The organism is Mycobacterium sp. OAS707 (genome assembly GCF_014873705.1).
GTDB lineage: Bacteria > Actinomycetota > Actinomycetes > Mycobacteriales > Mycobacteriaceae > Mycobacterium.
Window position 1 is genome coordinate 68,493 of sequence record NZ_JADBDS010000004.1, and the last position, 21,447, is coordinate 89,939.

Annotated in this window: 20 protein-coding genes; 13 read left to right on the plus strand and 7 right to left on the minus strand. The window is 65.5% G+C overall.

The genetic code is table 11. The annotated features are described in order from the left end of the window. Positions 1–45 precede the first annotated feature (45 nt). On the minus strand, positions 46–1,842 hold the full coding sequence (locus GGC64_RS25280; protein ID WP_192725338.1) for a bifunctional serine/threonine-protein kinase/transporter substrate-binding domain-containing protein: 1,797 nt from the start codon (positions 1,840–1,842) through the stop codon (positions 46–48). Between the two features lie 68 nt (positions 1,843–1,910). Further along, positions 1,911–3,206: a diguanylate cyclase domain-containing protein gene (locus tag GGC64_RS25285; protein ID WP_192725339.1), complete on the minus strand. Its 1,296-nt coding sequence runs from the start codon at positions 3,204–3,206 to the stop codon at positions 1,911–1,913. A 392-nt stretch (positions 3,207–3,598) separates the two neighbouring features. Between GGC64_RS25285 and GGC64_RS25290 the strand changes: the two genes are divergently transcribed. From GGC64_RS25290 to GGC64_RS25305, 4 genes are all read left to right on the plus strand, one after another. Further along, the gene (locus GGC64_RS25290) at positions 3,599–4,864 is read left to right on the plus strand and encodes an EAL domain-containing protein (RefSeq protein ID WP_192725340.1); all 1,266 of its coding nucleotides are present in this window, start codon (positions 3,599–3,601) and stop codon (positions 4,862–4,864) included. Between the two features lie 191 nt (positions 4,865–5,055). After that, positions 5,056–5,640, plus strand: coding sequence for a hypothetical protein (locus GGC64_RS25295; RefSeq protein ID WP_192725341.1), 585 nt, complete (start codon positions 5,056–5,058; stop codon positions 5,638–5,640). 41 nt (positions 5,641–5,681) lie between these two features. Next, entirely contained in the window at positions 5,682–6,167 is a 486-nt protein-coding gene (locus GGC64_RS25300; RefSeq protein WP_192725342.1) for a hypothetical protein, read from the plus strand. Then, the gene (locus GGC64_RS25305; protein WP_192725343.1) at positions 6,167–6,553 is read left to right on the plus strand and encodes a DUF2237 family protein; all 387 of its coding nucleotides are present in this window, start codon (positions 6,167–6,169) and stop codon (positions 6,551–6,553) included. Before GGC64_RS25300 ends, GGC64_RS25305 begins: the two co-directional genes overlap by 1 nt. Here GGC64_RS25305 and GGC64_RS25310 read toward each other — a convergent pair whose 3' ends face one another. Beyond that, positions 6,554–7,573 carry an LLM class flavin-dependent oxidoreductase gene (locus GGC64_RS25310; protein ID WP_370582326.1) on the minus strand — a complete coding sequence of 340 codons (1,020 nt, stop codon included), beginning with the start codon at positions 7,571–7,573 and terminating at the stop codon, positions 6,554–6,556. Between the two features lie 35 nt (positions 7,574–7,608). On the opposite strand from GGC64_RS25310, the gene GGC64_RS25315 reads away from it, so the two are divergent. Further along, positions 7,609–8,100, plus strand: coding sequence for an SRPBCC family protein (locus GGC64_RS25315; protein WP_192725344.1), 492 nt, complete (start codon positions 7,609–7,611; stop codon positions 8,098–8,100). On the opposite strand, the gene GGC64_RS25320 is transcribed toward GGC64_RS25315, so the two are convergent. Both GGC64_RS25320 and GGC64_RS25325 read right to left on the minus strand, forming a co-directional pair. Beyond that, positions 8,097–8,555 (minus strand): cyclic nucleotide-binding domain-containing protein, encoded by a 459-nt coding sequence (locus GGC64_RS25320; RefSeq protein WP_192725345.1) that lies wholly within the window; start codon positions 8,553–8,555, stop codon positions 8,097–8,099. The genes GGC64_RS25315 and GGC64_RS25320 overlap by 4 nt on opposite strands. 53 nt (positions 8,556–8,608) lie before the next feature. Then, the gene (locus GGC64_RS25325) at positions 8,609–10,753 is read right to left on the minus strand and encodes a CocE/NonD family hydrolase (protein ID WP_192725346.1); all 2,145 of its coding nucleotides are present in this window, start codon (positions 10,751–10,753) and stop codon (positions 8,609–8,611) included. Positions 10,754–10,818: 65 nt separating this feature from the next. Here GGC64_RS25325 and GGC64_RS25330 point away from each other — a divergent pair, with 65 nt between their 5' ends. The 3 genes from GGC64_RS25330 (at position 10,819) to GGC64_RS25340 (ending at position 13,633) form a co-directional block, all read left to right on the plus strand. Continuing rightward, positions 10,819–11,616 carry an aminoglycoside phosphotransferase family protein gene (locus tag GGC64_RS25330; RefSeq protein WP_192725347.1) on the plus strand — a complete coding sequence of 266 codons (798 nt, stop codon included), beginning with the start codon at positions 10,819–10,821 and terminating at the stop codon, positions 11,614–11,616. A 116-nt stretch (positions 11,617–11,732) separates the two neighbouring features. Continuing rightward, positions 11,733–12,659: a cyclopropane mycolic acid synthase family methyltransferase gene (locus GGC64_RS25335; RefSeq protein WP_192725348.1), complete on the plus strand. Its 927-nt coding sequence runs from the start codon at positions 11,733–11,735 to the stop codon at positions 12,657–12,659. A gap of 119 nt (positions 12,660–12,778) precedes the next feature. Then, the gene (locus GGC64_RS25340) at positions 12,779–13,633 is read left to right on the plus strand and encodes a cyclopropane mycolic acid synthase family methyltransferase (RefSeq protein WP_192725924.1); all 855 of its coding nucleotides are present in this window, start codon (positions 12,779–12,781) and stop codon (positions 13,631–13,633) included. A 3-nt stretch (positions 13,634–13,636) separates the two neighbouring features. Here the strand turns inward: GGC64_RS25340 and GGC64_RS25345 are convergent, their stop codons facing one another. After that, a complete protein-coding gene (locus tag GGC64_RS25345) occupies positions 13,637–14,887 on the minus strand; it encodes a KasA/KasB family beta-ketoacyl-ACP synthase (protein WP_192725349.1) in 1,251 nt (416 codons plus the stop codon). Between the two features lie 239 nt (positions 14,888–15,126). On the opposite strand from GGC64_RS25345, the gene GGC64_RS25350 reads away from it, so the two are divergent. From GGC64_RS25350 to GGC64_RS25365, 4 genes are all read left to right on the plus strand, one after another. Next, entirely contained in the window at positions 15,127–16,725 is a 1,599-nt protein-coding gene (locus GGC64_RS25350) for an aldehyde dehydrogenase (NADP(+)) (RefSeq protein ID WP_192725350.1), read from the plus strand. Between the two features lie 31 nt (positions 16,726–16,756). After that, complete coding sequence (locus tag GGC64_RS25355; protein ID WP_192725925.1) at positions 16,757–17,695, plus strand: 5-dehydro-4-deoxyglucarate dehydratase; 939 nt, start codon at positions 16,757–16,759, stop codon at positions 17,693–17,695. A gap of 2 nt (positions 17,696–17,697) precedes the next feature. After that, positions 17,698–18,963, plus strand: coding sequence for a glucarate dehydratase family protein (locus GGC64_RS25360; protein ID WP_192725351.1), 1,266 nt, complete (start codon positions 17,698–17,700; stop codon positions 18,961–18,963). A gap of 141 nt (positions 18,964–19,104) precedes the next feature. Next, positions 19,105–20,031, plus strand: coding sequence for a LysR substrate-binding domain-containing protein (locus tag GGC64_RS25365; RefSeq protein WP_192725352.1), 927 nt, complete (start codon positions 19,105–19,107; stop codon positions 20,029–20,031). A 6-nt stretch (positions 20,032–20,037) separates the two neighbouring features. Here GGC64_RS25365 and GGC64_RS25370 read toward each other — a convergent pair whose 3' ends face one another. Then, the gene (locus GGC64_RS25370) at positions 20,038–20,838 is read right to left on the minus strand and encodes a maleylpyruvate isomerase family mycothiol-dependent enzyme (protein WP_192725353.1); all 801 of its coding nucleotides are present in this window, start codon (positions 20,836–20,838) and stop codon (positions 20,038–20,040) included. Between the two features lie 222 nt (positions 20,839–21,060). Here GGC64_RS25370 and GGC64_RS25375 point away from each other — a divergent pair, with 222 nt between their 5' ends. Further along, on the plus strand, positions 21,061–21,393 hold the full coding sequence (locus GGC64_RS25375; RefSeq protein WP_192725354.1) for a hemophore-related protein: 333 nt from the start codon (positions 21,061–21,063) through the stop codon (positions 21,391–21,393). Positions 21,394–21,447: the final 54 nt, after the last annotated feature.

Below are 21,447 nucleotides of genomic sequence, written 5' to 3' on the forward strand. Positions count from 1 at the left end.
GCACTCGAGAGTTGTTGGGGCACGGGTCATTTGCCCCAATATCGGCTATCGGACCGCGCCGTTGATGGCGGGTTTGTCGATCATGCCCTTCTCGACACCCCACATCGTCGCGATCGTCTTGTATTCACCGGTCTGCATCAGATGCTCCAGCGCACGCCGCAGTGGCTCCCCAAGGCCTGAATCCTTGGCCACCGGCCAGCCGTAGGGCGCCGTATTGAAGATCTCCCCCGCCGGCTCCAGCTTCCCGCCCGACATCTTGATCGCGAACCCGGTCGCCGGCGAATCGGTCGTCATCGCATCGACTTCCCCGGCGATCAACGCGGCGTTCAAGTCGTCCTGGCTGACGTAGACGACCTTCTCAATCGCAGGGTTGCCCGCGTCCGTGCACGCCTGACTCTTCGCCGGAAGCTCCACGGTTTCCTGGATCGTCGCGTACTGCACACCAACACGAAGGCCGCAGGCGTTGTTCGGATCCACTCCGGCTCCGACCCTTTGGGCCCACAAGGTCCCCGCCTGAAAGTACGTCACGAAGTCGACGGAGCTCTCGCGGTCCTTCGTGTCGGTGAACGACGACATCCCGGCATTGAAGTCGCCGGCGCGGATTGACGGAATGATCGCCTCGAAGCCGGTCTCGCGGTAATCCGGCGTCAGCCCAAGCGTCTTCGCCACCGCATTCATCAGATCCACGTCGAAGCCGACGATCTCACCCGAGGCATTCTTGAATTCGTTTGGCGCATAAGGCAAATTGACGCCGATCACCAGCCGGCCCGTCTTCTTGATGTCGTCGGGTACGGTCGCGGCAATCTCGGGAACCGCGCCTGCCACCGGCGCCGGGGTCGCCGAACTCTCCGCAACGCCTGCCGGTTTCGTGTCCCGATCGCCCGACCGGCCCACCAGCTGCCACACCCCGAATGTGCCAAGGGCCGCAACCAACACCACCGCGGACGCAATCGCCAACGCCCGTCGCGACACTCCTGGAGACCGCTGCCGTGAATGCCTGCCCGATCGACCGGTCGTCCGAACCGGCGTCTCGAGTGCGCGCCTGGCCGCGGCCGCCAACTCGCCCGCCGTCTGATACCGCTTGACCGGCTGTTTCGCCATGCCCTTGGCGATGACGTCGTCGAACGCCGACAGCTTCGGGTCAACGGCCGACGGCCGCGGTGGCGGCGAGACCATGTGCCCCTTGATCTGCTGCTCGTAGCTCTCCGCCGGGTAGGGCCGCTGCCCAGTGATGCACTCGTAGAGCACGCACGTCAGCGCGTAGATGTCCGCGCGCGGATCGATCTGTGCGCCGTCGAACCGCTCCGGCGCCATGTAGGCCAGCGTGCCCAGCGTGTTCCCTGCCGTCGTCAGGCCCTTCTCGCCGGCCGTTCGCGCCAAACCGAAGTCGATCAGATACACGAATTCGCGATCGGTGATCAGGATGTTCGACGGCTTGACGTCGCGATGGATCAGCCCTGCTTCGTGTGCGGCGTCCAGCGCCGTCGCCACCTGCTCGACCACATTGACCGCGAACGACGCCCCGAGCGGCTCGCCGTCGGCGTCCTCGAGCATGGTGCCGAGGTTTTTTCCCTCGATCAGCCGCATATCCAGGTAGAGCCGGCCATCGATTTCGCCGTAGCCGTGAATCGGCACTACGTGCGGGTCGTTCAGCCCGGCGGCCGCCTGCGATTCGCGCCGAAACCGCTGCTGGAACGTGGCGTCCTCGGCCAGATGATGCGGCAGGACCTTGAGCGCGACGATGCGGTCGGTCTTGGTGTCGTAGGCCCGGTAGACCTCTCCCATACCGCCCCGGCCGATCAGCTTTTGCAGCTGATAGTGCCCGAATGGTGTCGAATCCACCTCTAACTCCTCGACAGCGGCTGTCCCCGCTGCGGTATGAAGCTACATCACGTTTGCCGGCTGTGCCGCTACTGCAAGTGCCTGATCCGCCGGCCTGCCCGCTTCGCCTCATACATCGCCCGGTCTGCGTTGCGCAGGATCTCCTCTGGGTCTCGCCGATCGCCACGCACCACCTCGACGAGCCCGACGCTCGCGCGGATGGTCGTGCTGGTGTCGGCGATAGCGACCGGCTCGGCCAATGCGGCCCGCAATCGATCGACCAGGGCGTTGAGCTCTTCGCGCGTCGCCGCTCCGAAGATGAGAGCGACGAACTCGTCTCCGCCGTGTCGTCCGACCACGTCCGCGGGCCCGACAGCCTCGCGCAGTCGCGCCGCGGCAGCGCGCAGCAGAGCATCGCCCGCTTCATGACCCAACGTGTCGTTGGTGGCCTTCAGATCATCGAGGTCGATGAACAGGACCGCGCGCAACGAAGCGCCATCGGCAGCCTCGAGGGCCGTCCGTATTCGGCGCAGTACGTATCCGCGATTCGGCAACCCCGTCAGGGGGTCGTGGTTGGCCTGGTACACCAGCCGCTCCACCGATTCATGCTGTTCAGTGACGTCGGAGAATGACACCAGCAGGTCCGGTTTTTCGGCATCTTCGAGGCTCACCAGGCGCCCACTGAGCAACAGCCATCGCCGTTGGCCGTTGGGCAGGTCCATCGCATACACCTGCTTCGAGAACGAGACGCCTGTGCGAAGCGCGCGAGCCACTGGTCGCTGCTCGGTGGGCACGGGAACGCCCTCGACGTCATACATGGGTAACCATGCCGCCCAGGTGGCGAAGTCGGAAGCGAGGTGTTCGAGTTTGAGATCAAGGATGCGGCGAGTTGCAGCATTGAAGAACTTGACCGACCCGTCGCTTCGCATCAATACGATGCCTTCGTCCAGATTCTCCAGGATGGTCTCGAAGCGCCGAGATGGCCGACGCGGTCCGTCCCTTGCGCTGACGTCGCGCAGGATGAGCTGATACGCGGGCTCGCCGTCCCACAACGTCAGTACGCCCACCACCTCGACTCGCAGCGCCAGGCCGTCGACCGGCACGATGTGCACCTCCAACGGCTCGGTGGCGCTCCCAACGTCGGTCAATTTCGCGATGCACGCACATACGGCCAAGATCGCGTCGGGGTCGACGAACTCGGTGAGGTCGTGGCGCAGCAACTGCTCGCGCGTCTCCACCCCCACCCAGCGCAGGGCAGTCGCATTGACATATTTCAGCCGGCCGTCCTGGACCACACAGATCGCGTCAGGGCTGTGCGCCACGAGTCGCTGAAATCGATCTTCAGTCAAACCGCGGTTGGTGCAGCGCTTGTCCGGCCTTGCCACCAGCGGCCATCCTTTCGTGCGGTGGCCTTTGCTCATACCATTCCAGCACATCAAACTGATTGATTCATAAAACAAGACCGGCTGCGGCGCGCCCGCCGCCATAGCGGCTAACTTCATCGACGTTTGCTAGTCTGCTTGCAAAGCTCTGGCAGAAGCAGTGCCGAACCCACCACGAAGGGTCGACGCCGCCCCGGTTGGCAAAACTTGAAGATGAGCAAAATGCGACATGTTTGCGAGATCCGCGCTTTTCCGCCAAGTTCCGTTACCCTCAGCTGCGAACCCACCCCTGCGTCGGCGATCGAGGCCAGCGTGACAACACTCCATCGGGCGGCACGCTCGTGACAGTTCAACCGCGTCTCGTTCCGCCGCTCGACAAAGCGCCGCGTCCCTCAATGCCCGACTCCCGACCGCGGGGCGTCGTGACTCAGTTGGGGTTTCGGTCGGACCAGGGCATCGACGCCGCATCGGCCGGCGTCGGCCTGATGCCGGTATTTCAACCCGTGGTCTCGCTTCCCGACGAACGGGTCGTCGGCTTCGAGGCCCTCGCACGGTGGCCGATGTTCGCCACCATGACAGCCTCCAACGTGTTCTCGTTTGCGAACGCTTCCCGCCAGGCAGACATTCTCGATCAGCAGTGCATCGATGCGGCAGTCCGTGCCGCGCTGCACTCTGCGCTGCCGCGGGGCAGCCTGCTGTTGATCAACACAGAGCCTGCCGTCGCACACATCCCCCGGGCCACTCATCCATCCCTCAACGAAGCATGCGAACGATTCCAGGTGGCCTTCGAACTCACCGAACGCCATCTGCTCACGCACCCGAAGGCGTTGCTGGAAAAGGTGGCCGCGATTCGCAGCGACGGCATCGCCATCGCAGTGGATGACGTTGGCGCACATCCTGATTCACTCGCGATCCTCGACATCGTCGACCCCAACATCGTCAAGCTCGACGTGTCGGTGATCCAGAAAAGTGAGCGGCTCGACAAAGCCAAGATTCTGACCGGTGTACTGGCCCACCACGAGCGAAGCGGCGCGCTGATCATTGCCGAAGGCGTTGAGACAGACGAGGACCTCGAGCAGGCGCTCGCCATGGGAGCGGGCCTCGCGCAGGGATATCGGTTCGGCCGAGCCCGACCGCTCGGCCGGCAGCGCCACACGACGGGGCCTCCGCCGACGATGCGAGAGGTGCGGCGCGATGGGCATTCCGCGCACGCGGCGGCCGACGATGACCGGATGCCGCTTCGGGTGGCACGAAAGCACGTTGTCGCCGCGTTCGCCCGCCATATCGAGGAGCAGGCGCGACACTCCATCGACCACCCGATCGTGCTGGCCGCCGTGCAGCGCGCGGAGGACTTGGCCGCCGCCTCGCGACAGCTTTACCAGGAGCTGGCGGCGACGTCGCCGCTCGTCGTCGTGCTCGGCCGCGACGTACCCGTCGACCTCGGTGGCGGCGTTCGCGGCATCGAACTGCACCCAGAGGACCCGCTGTGCGAGGAGTGGGTGGTCGTGACCCTCGGCGCAGACACATGCAGGGCACTGGTCGCACGCGAGTTACGCAGTTCCGCGACGCACGACGGCGAGCGACGATTCGAATTCCTCATCACCAGCGATCGTGCGATGGTCACGAGGGCCGCGCGCGGCCTGTTGGCTCGCGTCGTGTGAGTTGCCCGCCACACGACGGCGACTCGTCGTGGCGCATCTCATAGCACATCCGACGACAAAGAGCGCGCTCAGCAAGTTAGCCAGCGATAGGATCAACGGGTCCACGTCTCACAGCGGCGGCGCGGTCGGGTTTCTAGTTTCCCAGACTGGTCTATCCACACCTCGGTGCGCGACTGACCGAGGAGGACATCATGCAGGGGTTCACGGCGGCGTGGTGGCGTTGGCGACTGGCCCAGGCCCGCGGGCGCAATCCCCTGGTTCGGGCGAGCGACCGCGTCGAGGTCGCCGTCATGGCCCTCGCTGTCCTGATCTCGCTGACCGTCATGCCCTTCGCGGGCGCTATCGGCACCGCGATCCACGACGAACACGCCAAGACCTACGCCGCGCAACAGCGCGACCGTCATCAGGTCGCCGCGCCCGCGGTCAACGCCGCAGCCCCGACCGGGCCCGCCGCGGTTCTCCAGGCCCGTTGGCGAGCAGGTGATGTCGAGAACGCCGGTGCCCTCGACTGGACCAACCCGACGAAAGACGCTGCGGGCGCTGACATTTGGGTCGACAAGAACGGTCGTGAGGTCGGCCCGCCCGCCGCTTCATGGCAGGCGGGCGCCGACGCGATCGTTGCCGCGGCCGGCGTGTGGCTGGCGGCGACCGCCCTTGCCGCGTTGACCGTCGCGCTCGTCCGACGGGGCCTGAGGCGCGCACGGTCCAACGCGTGGAACCGCGAAATCGCGATCCTGGTGCACGATGACGGCGGCCGCACCGGTCGGCACCGGTGAATTCCGACCCAGCGGCGCCTCGGTAGTCCTACCGTGAGCACATGGCCGAACAGTCACCCGCTGTCTTCGTATCGCATCCGCCGGAAGGGCTTCTCCGCGTCGTCAACCCGGCCCTGAAATTCCTGCTCGGCACACCGCTGGCAGGTTCAGCAGGCAAGCAATTGATGGTGCTGAACTTCAAGGGCCGCAAGTCGGGCAATCCGTACTCAATTCCGGTGAGCGCACACTTCATTGGCGACCAACTCTATGCACTGGCCGGCGCGGGCTGGACCAAGAACTTCCGCGGCGGCGCCGATGCCGAGGTCCTGCACGACCGCAAGAAGAAACCGATGCGAGGCGAGGTCATCGCAGACCCCGCGGTCGTCGCAGAGCTTCAACACCGGGTCGCCGAGTCCTACGGCGTCAAGCGCGCACAGCGCTCGATGGGCCTGGGCTTCCGCGAGCAGCGCATCCCCACCGTCGACGAGTTCAAGGAAGCGTGCGAGCGGGAAGGCATCGTCGCCATCAAGTTCACGCCGCGCACCTGATGCCCGAAACCAACGTGATCGGCGGACCGCTGGAGCCATGCGGCACCGAACCGCTTACCGGCTTCTACCGCGACGGCTGCTGCGCGACGGGGCCAGAGGACCTTGGCAGGCACACCATTTGCGCGGTCGTCACCGCGGAGTTTCTCGAGCATCAGCGGTCGATCGGCAACGACCTCTCGACGCCGCGGCCCGAGTTCCGGTTCCCCGGCCTGTCGCCCGGCGACCGATGGTGCGTGACCGCCGCGAACTGGTTCCGGGCCTATCAGGACAACTGCGCCGCGCCGGTCGTGCTCGCATCCACCCATGCGCGCACATTGGACGTCGTGCCGTTGGCAGCGCTCAAGGAGCACGCGGTCGACGTCCCTGACGACCTGGCGGACTTGTAGCTATCCCACGATGTCGAGTAGCTGCTCCAGCGTCGAGAGCTGGTCGGCGTAGTCGCCCTCCAGCTTGGCCAGCAACGTGGTGATGCCTGCGGCCTTGTACTTGTCCACCCGCTCGGCGATAACCGCTTGTGTCCCAACGAGATTCGTCAGGCGGCCGAGGTCGAGCGGCACGGCCGCGCGCGCTTCGTCCCGGTTGCCGGCCTGCCACAGTTCGGCGACCTTGGCGATCTCGTCGCCGTAGCCCAGCCGGGTGAACGCATCGTTGTAGAAGTTGCGCCCGCCGGCTCCCATGGCGCCGATCGTGAACGCATATCCGTCGGCGTGCCTGCGTGCCGCCGCGTCGGCGGACGCGTCGTCGTCGTGGAACTCGACCGCGACCGGCGCCACCAGATCGAGATCGGTCAGCGGCCGTCCGGCGCGCTCGGCCCCTTCACGCAGCGGACCGAGGAACACCTCGGCGGCCTCGGGAATGAACGCATTGCCGAGCCAGCCGTCGGCGGACTCACCGGTGAGCCGCAGGTTGCGCGGCCCCATCGCCGCGACGTAGACCGGCACCGGCCGCGGCCGCACCATCGGTTTCAGCGCCGCGCCAACGCTGTCGGGCAGCGGAAGCGGGTAGATCTCGCCGGGATGCTCGAGCCGGTCGCCGCGGCTGACGATCCGGACGATCTCGATGGTTTCCCTGGTCGTCTCGACCGGCTTGCGGAACCGGACCCCATGCCAGCCCTCCATCACGCGCGGGCCCGACGTTCCGATGCCCAACAGGAAGCGGCCGTCGGAGAGCTCCTGCAGGCTGAGCGCGGATGTCGCCAGCATGGCCGGACTGCGCGAACCCAGTTGCACCACAAAGGTTCCCAGCTTGATCGTCGACGTCTTGGCGGCGACGAACGCGAGTCCGGTCAGCGCGTCGTAACCCCAGATCTCAGGCGTCCACAACGAATCGACACCGAGTCGCTCGGCCGCCGCGGCGAACTCCACTGCGCCGGGCAATCGGGGCTCGATCATGGTTCCGACCTTCACGCCTGACCCCTTTTCCGCCGTGGCATGCTGCAAAAATGCGTTACCGCGATCAGCCCACCATAGAAGTGACGCAACGCGTGCACTGCGATGTCGAGACCGCATGGAAGTACGTCACCGACATCAACCTGCCCGCGCACTGCTCGAGCGAGTTGCAGTCCGTGGAATGGCTCGACGGTGCAGACGGCGTGACCCTCGGCGCCCGATTCCGCGGCCGCAGCCGCCACGATGCGTTCGGCGACTGGCAGACGGTGTGCGAAGTCGTCGAGGTCGAGGATCAGCGCCGCTGGGTGTGGAACGTCAGCGGCCCCGACGGAGTGGGCGCCACCTGGGGGTTCGAGGTGGAGCCTGCCAGCGATGGGGTACTGATCCGGCAGTGGGGCCGGATGGGACCGGCCTCGTCGGGACTGACGTCCGCGATTCTCGCGCAGCCGGACAAGGAAGCCAGGATCATTTCGCGTCGGCTGTCGGAATGGCAGCAGAACATGGCGACCAATCTCGACTGGATCCGCTCGCAGGTCGAGGGTTAACCCTGGTCGGCCGCTTGCGGGACGTGGCGCGCGACTGTCTCGTCCATCATCTGACGTAGTGCCGGGACCTCGTCGAGCAGGCGATTGAGGTCGTTGCGCGCGATGTGCAGCACTTCGGCCCTGCCGGTCGTCGTCACCGTCGCATTGCGGAGTTTGCCGCTGCGCAGCGCGGATTCACCGATCACCTCGCCCGGGCCCACCACGGCGATGCGCTCCTGGCCGATGTACACGCCTGCCTCGCCGCTGAGCAGGATGTAGCAGGCGTCGGACGGAGTCTGCTCCCGGATCAGCGGCCACGGCCCGGATGTCGAGGTTCGATGGGTCGCCTGAGCGATGCGCGCCAGGTCGCTGTCGGAGAACTTCGCGAACGCCGGGAAATCCTTCAGCCGGCGGGCGTCCTCTGCATACTGCTGCTCGCGGGCTTGTTTCGCCTCAGTGGTCTCACGCCTGTTCATATGACTCCCCCGATCACGACGACACTGTCGTCTCCGACCCTAGCGAGCGGGGCCTAGGCCGCGACGGTTTTCGCCGCTGCCGAGTCTGTCGAGATGTCCGCCGCGTTCGCCGTCGGCAACGACAGCGTCATGCCCGATACGTTCAGCGCGCCCGCTGTCGTGATCGTCTCGTACGGGAACGCCGACGCCACCAACTGCAGCGTCACCGTCTCACCCGGCTCGAGCGTCTGCGCCACCATCTCCATCGGCACCGACACCGTATGCGTCTTACCGTCCAGCGTGACCGGAACCGGTGTGACGAGGTTGCCCAACACCAAACCGGTCGTATCGTCGACCAGCTGCGCGTAGACGTGACGGCTGGTGCCGGTGCCCGAATACGTCATCGTCAACCGCGGCGCCCCCACGATGTAGGTCGTGTCGGCCACCGCCGGAATCGTGAGGTTCAACGCGTTGACCGCCCGCGAACCGGACGGGATACCGAGCAGGGTGCCGAGCGGGAACGCGGTCAGGATCCGAGGTTCGGGCCCCGACCCGCCGAGGAACGGAATGAGCGGCAGCACACCACCTTTGGAGGTGGACGCGACAATCGGCGTGCCCTGGTGCACCGGATAGGTGTCCGACGAGAACCGCTGGCCGTGCTGGTCGACCCACTCGAACTGCGGGCCGGTGTCCACGCTCAAATCGCCCTTCACGTACCTGTCCAGCCACGCCATCGTCGCCTCCTTGACCATCACACCGTCATTGGTGGACGTCAGGCACGCGCCGTGGCCGCCGCAGAACCACACCACCTTGGTCGGAACACCCGCCGCCACAAGCGCTTTCGCGTTCGCGTCAGCCTCGGCCAAGGTGAACAGCGTGTCGACTGTGCCCTGCACCAGCAACGTGGGCGCCGTGATGTTCTTGACGAGGTCACCGGGACCGCGTTCGGCGATCAGATCCTGATCGGCTTCCGTGATGGTGCCGGTGATGTCGCCGTAGATCAGGCCCGGGTAGATACGCGGGTTGACGCGGGCATTCGTGCCGATGAGCGCGGCGACCAGGATTGTGCCCCAGCTGCTCTTGAACGCCTGATCCTTGTACAGCGACGTGGTCAGGCTGTGCCAGGCGATGGTCGGCACGATCGCGTCGATGCGATGGTCGTTGACGGCGGTCGCCAACTGGATACCGCCGCCATAGGAGGCGCCGACCATGCCGATCCGCGGATCCAACGTCTTGGCATCGTCGAGCTTGACCTCGGGCTGCGTAGCCAGCCAGCTGATGATCGCCGAGACGTCCTTACCCTCGAAGTCCGGATGGTCGACCTGCATGGTGCCGCCCGAACTCCATTCCCCGCGCGGGTCCCAGGTGACGACGTTGTATCCGGCATGCCGCAGTGTGCCCACACCGATCACGTCGTTCGGCAGGAATTCGTCGTTCATCGCGTCGGGGTTCGTCGCACCCGGTAGCGCCAGGCCGGGGCCGTCGAGGATCGTCGGCGCCTTCTGCCCCGCCCGCAGCCCGGCCGCGGGCATGAAGTGCACGTAGATCGGGGTGCCGTCGAAGGAGATCACCTTCACGTCGCGCGGCACCGGCGTGCCCGGCGCGAGGCCGAACTGCACCGGATAGCCGACGAAGCGGTGCAGGACGTCGCCGATCAGCGGGATCTGGTGGATGAACGCGACCACCGGCGTGACGAACATCGGCCCGACGACAGGCAGATGCTGCAGGCCCTCCAGCGGCGCGGGCGCCGCGATCGCGACCGGCGGCTGGGCAGCGGGGGTGGAGTCCGACGTCGTGACGGTCGACGCCGCGACGGTGCTGGCCTTCGCCAGCGTCTTCGACCTGTTGGATTCCTGTCGCGCGGCGGCCACCATCATCAACGGCAGCGCCGGCTCCGCCGGCGGGTTCGGCTTCTGCGCCGCCGCCACGGCGGTCTCGACGGTCTCGACGACCTTCGGGTCCGAAGCAACCGTCACGCTGGTGGTCTTCTTCTTCTTTTTCTTCGGCGTCGACTCTGCGGCCGGCTTGGTCTCGGTGGATTCCTTTGCGGTATCAGTCTTTTCGTCCTGCGCGGGCTTGGCGTCCGTCGCTGACGTCTGCGAACCTGCCGCACTCGTCGGCTCGGCCGACGCGACTCCCTGCCCGACAAAAAGGGCGGCCCCGATTCCCAGAGCCACCGCCAGTCCACCGATCCGCCCCACGTACACCCCAGATTCCATGACTATGCAAATACCGTGCGACGGGCGTCGCGTCCTCGTTTTCGGCGAGATGACACCATCCGTTGGTGACCAACCTCGCCGACGTCACGCAGAACCAACTCGACCGATGGCGGCTCCGCCGTGACGGCGAACCGGTCCGGGGGGCCTGCTCGGTGGTGCTGCCGGTGCGGACGTCCGAAGGAATGCAGGCAGTCCTGAAGATCACCGATGACGTCGAGTCCGAACACGAGCACCTCGTGCTGCGCCGCTGGGGCGGCGACGGCGCGGTCCGCCTGCTCAGCGCCGACCCCCCGCACCACGCGGTCCTGCTGGAGCGACTGCGTGAACACAGCCTGGACACGCTGCGAGACGTCGACGCCTGCGAGGTGGTCGCCGCGCTATACCGGCGGCTCCACGTCCCCGCCCTACCCCAATTACGCACGCTCACTTCATATCTCGAAGGGTGGACCGTCGAATTCGAGGAACTCCCGCGGAGCGCGCCCATCCCGCACCGGCTGGTTGAGCAAGCGACGGCGTTGAGCCGCGAACTGGCAGATCAACCGGCAGACAACGTGGTTCACGGCAACCTCCACTACCGCAACGTGCTCGCCGGCGACCGTGAACCCTGGCTCGCCATCGCGCCGCGGCCGGCGAACGGCGATCCACATTACGAAATCGCACCGATGCTGTGGCATCGCTGGGACGAACTCGTCGGCAACGTCCGCGACGGCGTGCGACGGCGTTTTTACGCGCTCGTCGACGCGGCAGGCTTCGACGAAGACCGCGCCCGCGCCTGGGTCATCGTCCGGGTGGTGCGGCAAGCCGTCCACGACTCCGCCAACCTGACCAGGTACGTTGCCTTGGCCAAGGCGGTGCAGGACTGATTGGTTGCCCACCAACAGTATTGGGTGCTCGCATCGACAAGGGTAATGTCAGGATCGGTGTTAAAGAAGCTGACACATATCAACTGCCCGTATTCGACTGTCAGCGAGGATGCATAGTGTCAGGTAGCGCAGGAACAACTCCGGTCGCCCAGTCCAAGTGGCTGTCCAAGTCCGCCGGCCAGACGCGCGGCTCGGACAAGAAGGAAGTCCAGTTCCACTACGACATCTCCAACGACTTCTTCAAGCTGTGGCAGGACCCCACTCAGACCTACAGCTGCGCCTACTTCGAGCGCGACGATATGACGCTCGAACAGGCGCAGATGGCCAAGGTCGACCTTTCGCTCGGCAAGCTGGGGCTGCAACCGGGGATGACCCTGCTCGACATCGGTTGTGGGTGGGGGTCCACGATCATGCGGGCCGTCGAGAAGTACGACGTCAATGTCATCGGGTTGACGCTTTCGGAGAACCAGAAGCAGCACATCGAGGACCACTGGTTCGCCAACTCGACGAGCAAGCGTCACATGGAGGTTCGCCTGCAGCCGTGGGAGGAGTTCGAAGGGCAGGTCGACCGGATTGTGTCGATCGGCGCGTTCGAGCACTTCGGGTTCGGCAAGTACGACGACTACTTCAAGAAGACCTTCAACTGGCTGCCGGACGACGGGGTCATGCTGCTACACACGATCATCATTCCCGAAGACGAGGAGATCAAAGCCAAGAAGTTGCCGCTGACCATGTCGAACGTCCGCTTCATCAAGTTCATCATGGATGAGATCTACCCGGGCGGTCGGCTGCCGCTGGCGTCGATGGTCAGGGACCACGCCGTCGAGGCCGGCTACCACGTCACGCGTGAGCAACACCTCCAGCCGCACTATGTTCGGACGCTGGATACCTGGGCGGCAAATCTCGAGTCACAGAAGGACGAGGCCATCGCCATCACCTCGACAGAGATCTACGAGCGGTTCATGAAGTACCTCACGGGGTGTGCCGACCTGTTTCGCAACGGATACACAGATGTTTGCCAGTTCACTTGCGAGAAAGGCTGATTCGCCCACCTAACGAAACTTGAGGTAGAAACAAGGGGGGTCAGGTCCGTCGAGATCGCGAGAGCGATCCGTGGAGGAGGTCGATAGAGGTGGCTGAGGGCAACGCCGGGACGGTGAAGATGCGGCCGTTTTTCGAGGAGATCCAGGCCCACTACGACCTCTCCGACGAATTCTTCGGGACGTTTCAAGACCCATCCCGCACCTACAGTTGTGCGTTTTTCACCAACGACACCATGTCTCTTGAAGACGCGCAGATGGCGAAGATCGATCTCGCGCTCGACAAGCTCGAATTGCGCCCCGGAATGACGCTTCTCGACGTCGGTTGCGGGTGGGGCTCGGTACTGAAGCGTGCGGTTCAGAACTACGACGTCAACGTCGTCGGGCTGACGCTGAGCAAGAATCAGGCGGCTTACTGCCAGCACTTGCTCGAGGAGATCGATTCCGATCGCTCGCGGCGAGTGTTCCTGCGCGGCTGGGAAGAATTCGACGAGCCCGTCGACCGCATCATCAGCATCGAGGCGTTCGAAGCGTTTCCGAAAGACCGCTACGCGGCCTTCTTCGAAACCTGCTATCGAATCCTGCCTGCGGGCGGCCGGATGGTGCTGCAGACGATCCTCGGCCATCCGCTCAAGCGGTGGCCCGAGATGGGCATCCCGATCACCATGACGGACCTGAAGTTCATGCGGTTCATTGCCAAGGAGATCTTCCCTGGCGGCGCCATCCCCTGTGACGAAGACATTGCCGAATACTCCGGTGCGGCAGGGTTTTCGCTGGAACAGACGCAGTACCTCAATGAGCATTATGTGCGGACGCTGGATGCGTGGGCGGCCAACTTGCAAGCCGCGCACGACGAAGCGGTGGCCGCGACGTCCCAAGAGGTTTTCGACCGCTACATGCGCTACCTGACCGGATGCTCCGCCTTCTTCCGCCGCGGGATCAGCGAACTGGGACAGTTCACGTTGACGAAGGCGTGACGCTCAAGCGGCGCCGAACACGACCGCGACGTTGTGGCCGCCGATGCCAAACGAATTGGTGACCGCATAGCGGTAGTCGCCGTTGCGGGGAATGCCGCTGACGACGTCGAGGTCGATTTCGGGGTCGAGGTTCGTCAGGTTGAGCGTCGCAGGCACGACTCCGTCGCGCAGCGCCTGAACCGTCAACACCGCCTCCACGGCGCCTGCCGCGCCCAACGAATGACCTAGTGCGGCTTTGGGAGCAAAAACCGCCGGCTTGTGATTGCCGAATGCGAGCGCGATCGCGTTGGCCTCGGCGAGGTCGCCGTGCTTGGTACCGCTGGCATGCGCATTCACATGGTCGATGTCGGTAGGCGTCAGCCCCGCCAAGTCGATGGCGCGCGCGATCGCGTGGCTGGCATCCTGCCCGCTTGGGTTCGGCTCGACCACGTCGTAGCCGTCGGAGGTCATCGCCGCCCCCATGACCCGCGCCAGGATCGAGGCACCGCGCGCCTTGGCGTGTTCCTCGGTCTCGATGAGCAGCAGCGCACCGCCTTCGCCGAGCACCATGCCGTCGCGGTCCTTGTCGAACGGGCGGCAGGCTGCCTGCGGGTCATCATTGTTGGCTGACAACAGCCCCGCCTGCCAGAACGATGCGACGGGCACCGCCTCGATGTGCGTCTCCACCCCGCCGCAGATCGCGATGTCAGCCTCGCCGAGCACGATCTGTCGCCACGCCTCGGCGATTGCTGCGGCGCCCGACGCGTCGCCCATGATCGGCGACATGATCCCGGCCTTGGCCTGGCGATCGAGCCCGAGCGCTGCGGCAGGCGAATTCGGCATGTACATCTGCACCGCGAGAGGCGACACCGCGCGCAGCCCCTTCTCCTTCCAGGAGTCGTACTGCGAGGGGATCTCCTCGGTGCTGCCGAGCGCGAGGCCCATTGCGATCATCAGTCGCCTGGTGTCGACGTCCGGCGTTCCGGCGTTCTCCCACAACCGCCGTCCCAACACGAGCGACATCTTCTGCATGTACGCCAGCCGCCGGAGCTCCACGCGGCTGAGGTGTTCGTCGAAATTCTCTTGCAGCGGCCCGCCGATGCGCACCGGTGAATCGAACTCGCCGACGAAGGCTTTATCCAGTTCGCGAATGCCGCTTTGCCCGTCGAGCAGCGCCCGCCAAGTCTTTTCCGCATCGGGGCCAAGCGAAGTGGTCGATGCGACTGCGGTGACGACGACGTCGGGGAAACCGTCGCCCGTTCTCAACGACGCCATGCCTGCCGAATTCCTTCACTCGCGAGATTGTGTTGAGCGGTCTGACACCAGATTACGAGCCTCTGCAAGGCGACTCACAGGTCGTCTTGTCGATGTTCGTTCGATGGCTTCCCCGTTCGTTTGCCGAGGCATTAATCCAAGTACTGCATCATTCGGCCGTATATCGGTCTTGGACAAGCATGGATATGCCTCCTACCGTTGCTGATAGACAGCGACGACCAGCGACGGCCGAGGACACCATGACAACGACCATGCCCGACACCTCACGCCTGACCGGACAGATGCTCATCGCCGGCTCACCCGTGCGCGGCGCAGGCACACCGATTCGCGGGTTCAACCCGAGCACCGGCCAGCAACTCGAGCCTGCCTACCCCTACGGCGATCGGTCTCACGTCGAGACCGCGTGCTCCGCGGCTGCGGCGGCTTTCGCCGACTACCGGTCGACAACCGCCGAGCAGCGCGCCAAGTTCCTGGAGAAGATTGCGGCCAACATCGAAGCCATCCGCGACGGTGTCATCGCCCGCGCCGTCGCGGAATCAGGACTGCCAGAGGCCCGCATCACCGGCGAGGTCGCGCGCACCACCGGTCAGTTGCGGATGTTCGCCGACGTGCTGCGCGAGGGCAGCTGGAACGGCGCACGCATCGATCCCGCCCTGCCCGACCGGGAGCCGTTGCCACGGCCCGACATTCGTCAGCGCTCCATTCCGCTGGGGCCGGTCGCGGTGTTCGGCGCAAGCAACTTTCCGCTGGCGTTCTCGGTCGCAGGTGGCGATACCGCGTCGGCACTGGCCGCCGGGTGCCCGGTCGTCGTCAAAGCCCACGACGCCCACCCCGGGACCTCCGAATTGATCGGCCGCGCCATCACCGAGGCTGTCGCCGACACCGGACTGCCCGCAGGCACCTTCTCGCTACTGTTCGGATCGGGGCCCGAGCTTGGCATCGCGCTCGTCACCGATCCGCGGATCAAGGCGGTCGGCTTCACCGGATCACGCACTGCGGGAACGGCTCTCGTCGCTGCCGCGGCGAGCCGTCCCGAACCGATCCCGGTGTACGCCGAGATGAGCTCGGTCAACCCGGTGTTCCTGCTCGACGGCGCCTTGGCGTCACGCGGCGCAGCCCTCGGCGCTGCGTTCGTCGCGTCGCTGACAATGGGCTCCGGACAGTTCTGCACCAATCCGGGTTTGGTGATCGCCATAGACGGGCCGGGCCTTGACACCTTCCTCGGCGCGGCACGGGATGCCGTCGCGAAGGCAGCTGCCACCCCGATGCTCACGCCCGGCATCGCGTCGAACTACGCCGCCGGTGTCGACACGTTGAGCGGAGAAGCCGACCTGATAGTCCGTGGCGAGGCTTCCGAGAGCGAAACATATTGCCGCGCTGCACTATTCACGACCGATGCGTCGCGTTTCCTGGGCTCGGAGCGGCTGCAGGCCGAGGTATTCGGCGCGTCGAGCCTGATCGTGCGCTGCGCCGACGCAGCCGAGATGCGCGCCGTCGCCGAGGGCCTCGAGGGCCAGCTGACTGCCACCGTGCACGCCGACGAGTCCGACTACGACGATGCTCGCCAGCTGGTGCCCCTGCTCGAGCTCAAGGCAGGCCGGATCCTCTTCGACGGCTGGCCTACCGGCGTCGAGGTCGGGCACGCGATGGTGCACGGTGGCCCATACCCGGCCACGTCCGACTCGCGGAGCACATCGGTTGGCTCTCGTGCGATCGAGCGCTTCCTTCGCCCGGTCGCCTACCAGAACGTGCCGAAGTCGCTGCTGCCCAGTGCAATTGCCGACGACAATCCAGACCACCTGTGGCGGCGCATCGATGGCCGACTGACCCGTGACTGACCCCGCAACACCGATCAAGGAGTCCCAACCGATGCACCCCACGTTTAGTGGAGTTCTGTTCTTCCCTGTCACCCCGATGACCGAGGCAGGCGAGGTCGACCTCGACCTGCTGGCCCGCCACGTCGGCAGCGGTGTCGACGCCGGTCCCGGCGGCGTGTTCATCGCTTGCGGCACAGGTGAATTCCACGCCATGGAGGCCGAGGAGTTCGGCCGCGTCGTGCGAACTGCCGTCGAGGTGGTCGCCGGCTGCGTGCCGGTCTACGCGGGCGCAGGCGGCTCCGTCACCCAGGCCAAGGTATTCGCCGCGACCGCCGAGGACGCCGGCGCCGACGGCATCCTGTTGCTGCCGCCGTATCTCGTCGAGATGCCGCAGGCTGGGCTGATCGCCTACACCCGAGAGGTCGCGGCTGTCACCGACCTTCCGCTCATCGTCTACAACCGCAACAATGCCCGCTATACCGAGGCATCCGCCATCGAGGTCGCTAAGATCCCGAATGTGATCGGATTCAAGGACGGCACAGGCGATCTCGACCAGGTCGCGCGCATTGTCCGCGCGGTCAGCGATGCGTTGAAAGATGCAGACAAGGACTTCCTGTTCTTCAACGGCATGCCGACCGCGGAGACCACGCAGCAGGCCTACCGCGCGATCGGGGTGCCGCTGTACTCGTCGGCGACGTTCGCGTTCGCCCCCGACCTGGCGCTGGCGTTCTTCAACGCGCTCGAAGCCGGAAATGACGCGCTGGCGAACGGTCTGCTGCGGGAGTTCTTCCACCCGCTCGTGCGACTGCGCGACACCGTGCCCGGATATGCGGTATCGCTCGTCAAGGCGGGCGTCGCATTGGAGGGCACGCCCGCGGGCCCGGTCCGCCCACCGCTGGTGATGCCGACCGCCGACGACGTGATCGAACTGCAGGCCATCATCGCCGCTGGTCGGTCGGTGCTGGCCGAGGCGCTCACCGAGGCTGTATAGCCATGGCGCCCAGCCGAATTCGCATCACGGGCGCCCGCATCACGCCGGTCGCGTTCGTCGACCCGCCACTGCTCAACACCGTTGGCCTGCACCAGCCGTACGCGCTGCGTGCGATCATCCAGCTGGACACCGACGCAGGCCTCGTCGGCCTCGGCGAGACGTATGCCGACCAGGCCCACCTCGCGCGGTTGGGAGCGGCGGCTTCCGCGATCACCGGCCTGGACGTGTTCGCGTTGAATTCGATACGCGCGGCGATCGCTTCGCGACTCAAGGGTGACTCCCGTGCGGTCGGGACGGCCGGCATGATCGCGTCGGCCAGCGCGGTCGACCAGGTGCTGTCGCCGTTCGAGGTCGCGTGCCTTGACGTGCAGGGGCACGCCACCGGCCGTCCGGTGTCGGACCTGCTCGGCGGCGCGGTCCGCGATGCCGTTCCGTTCAGCGCATACCTGTTCTACAAATGGGCGGCGCATCCCGGCTTCGAGCCGGACGCATTCGGCGAGGCGCTCGACCCGGACGGCATCGTCGCGCAGGCGCGGCGCATCGTCGACGAATACGGTTTCAGCGCAATCAAACTCAAGGGCGGCGTGTTTGCGCCCGAGGAGGAGATGGCGGCCATCGAAGCGCTGCGGTCGGCGTTCCCTTCGCATCCGTTGCGGCTGGATCCGAACGCGGCATGGACGCCACAGACCTCGGTGAAGGTGGCCTCCGGCCTGGCAGGTGTCCTGGAATACCTCGAAGACCCGACGCCGGGGCTGGAAGGAATGGCCGAGGTGGCACGGCAGGCGCCGATGCCGCTTGCGACGAACATGTGCGTCGTCGCCTTCGATCACCTGGCGCCCGCAGTCGCGAAACAGTCGGTGCGCGTAGTGCTCTCGGATCATCACTATTGGGGCGGACTGCAGCGGTCGCGGCTGCTGGCCGGCATTTGCGAGACGTTCGGGCTCGGGCTGTCGATGCACTCGAATTCGCATCTGGGCATCAGCCTGGCGGCGATGGTGCATTTGGCCGGCGCAACACCCAACCTGACCTACGCGTGCGATACGCATTGGCCATGGAAGACCGAGGAGATCGTCAAGCCAGGAGCGCTGTCGTTCGTGGACGGATCGGTGGCGGTGCCGACGACGCCTGGACTCGGGGTCGAGATCGACGAGGCTGCGCTGGCGGCGTTGCATGAGCAGTACGTGCGGTGCGGGATCCGTGACCGCGACGACACCGGATACATGAAGAGCATCGATCCGAGTTTCGACGCGACCGGTCCGCGCTGGTAGCCCTTACCCCGCCGAACGTGGGTTACCCGCACGCTGTTGGCGCCTGAAGCGTGCGTTAAGCCCACACTCGGCGATCGGTGGCACCTAAACTGATGCCCAACCTGCGCGTAAACGGTGCGCAGTGATGCGAGGAGTGCATCGGTGTTTTCGCTCGCCCGGTTGTCCTGTTTCGTCGCCGTCGCGGAAGAGCTGCACTTCGGGAGGGCCGCCGAGCGGCTGCACATGACCCAGCCCCCACTGAGCAGGCAGATCCAGCAGCTGGAGAACGAGCTTGGCGTGCAGCTCATCGACCGAACCACCAGGACGGTGACGCTGACTCCTGCTGGCGTCGCGTTCCTGCCCGATGCCCGGCGCATCCTGCAGCTGGCCGAGGGTGCTGCACAAACCGTGAAACGGATCCCGGAAGGCGACCTGGGCACCGTCGTCGTCGGGTTCACCGCGGCCTCCGCTCACGTGGTGCTACCGCGGCTGCTTGGGGCGGCGCGCGAGAAGCTGCCCGATGTGAAGCTGGAGCTGCGGGAGATGGTGACGGCGGTGCAGCTCGAGGGGCTGATGACCGGTGAGCTCGACCTGGGCATGGCGCGCCCGCCGGTGAAGCGGCCGGGCCTGGTGTCGCGACCGCTACTGCACGAGCAGCTGATCGCCGCGGTGCCCGAGGGCCATCCGATGGCCTCGCTAGGACGGCAGCTGACGCTGAACGACCTCGACGGCCAGGACGTGATCATGTACTCGCCGGTGCAGGCCAGGTATTTCAACGAGTTGCTCATCAGCACGTTCACGATCGCCGGGGCGACGCCGCGCTACGTGCAGTACGTGACGCAGGTGCACACGATGTTGGTGTTGGTGCGCTCAGGCATCGGCATCGCGCTGGTGCCTGCGTCGGCGGCGACACTGCACCCCGACGGCGTGGTGTTCCGGTCGATCGGGGCGTTTCGGGAGCGGCCGGTGGAGTTGGATGCGGTGTGGCGGGGCGACAGCTCCAATCCCGCCCTGCTGCGGCTGTTGAGAGACGTTCTGCCGCAGCGCGAATGGACCACCGATGATCTGGTCGAAGACGTCGTGGGATAGCGGCGCTCAAGCCTTGACGAAGAGCTTTTTAAAGCGCAACGCGAGCCAGGGTTTCCGGCCAAAGGCGACCATCTTCCCGCCGAGTAGCGCCTTCCATTCCGGTTCGCGGTCAGCACCCGTCAGCAGGAAGGCGACTGGGTCAGCAGAGATTCGGCAGTCGGCATTGGGCGCGGGACCCGGCGAGAAGGACACTGCGCCATCGGCGACGGTCATCGCGCACGTCGGGCCGCCGCGAAGCCTGAGTTCGTAGGTGGCCTCCATCCCGCGCGTGCTTTGTGGATCGACGAATTTGGGCAACGGAACCGTCAAACCACCGATGGCTATCACCGCCTCGTCATGCGTAATGGACCAAGTCCTGCCGACGGCTCTCGCGATATCTAGACCGTGGACGAGTAACTCCTCGACGTAGAGGGCGATGGCCGACGTGCAGTCCGAATCGAGGTCGAATAACCTTGCAGGAGCCCGCCCGGATGGACACAACGACAGCAACGATGCCGTTCCAGCTTCGAGTCGATCGGCAAGTTCGTCGAGACTGAACGCCGAAAGCGCGTCCAGTTCGTGTGCGTTCATTTCGGGCATGGTGGCGTAGAACGCCTTTCCTTGACCCTGAACAAAGGGCACATAGCGGGCAGTGAGCGACACGACGTGGGCCGCCACCTGGGCGACAGTCCAGTCGAGCCCCGGCACCGAGGCTTGCGCATCGGGTGCCGATCGGAGCAACTCCACGAACCGATCGGTCGCACGTTGGCAGGTAGAACTCACGGTTTCCCACTCGAGTGGGATTGCGCATTCGATGCCTGCCGTCATGTTTCGCCCCCCAGCGCAAAGCCTGTCGCCCGCTGATTGTATGCCGGGCACATATTGCTGTGGCGGCAATCAGTCCAGGTAGATAACTGGGACTGATTTGCTTGAAATTGCAATCGATGCGCGCTTCAACTGCGGGGCTCGCAGCGAGAAACATGAGAGGTGTTCTCTTTCAACGAAAATCGACGACGGACGCGCTGGTCTGCGGCGTGCTAGCGTGAATGCATGATCTTGAGGACGAAGGTGGTTGTTGCCGCGACCGGCATGGCACTGTCGCTCGGCCTCAGCAGCGGGATCGCTTCCGCAACTCCCGATGTAGGTGCGGTCGTCAACACGACATGCAGCTACGACCAGGTGATCGCAGCGCTGAATGCCCAGTCGCCCGAGAACGCCGCCGAGTTCACCGGAAGTCCGGTGGCGGTGGGATGGCTGCACCAATTCCTCGGCGCGCCGGTACCTCAGCGTCAGCAGATGCTCCAGCAGGTGCAGAGCATTCCGGCGGCTGCGCCATACACCGGCCTTGTCGTCCAGGTCGCCAACAGCTGCAACAACTACTAAGACGTTCTCAAGCGTGTCATCATTTGATGACACGCCCCAGTAGGGTCGGGTCTG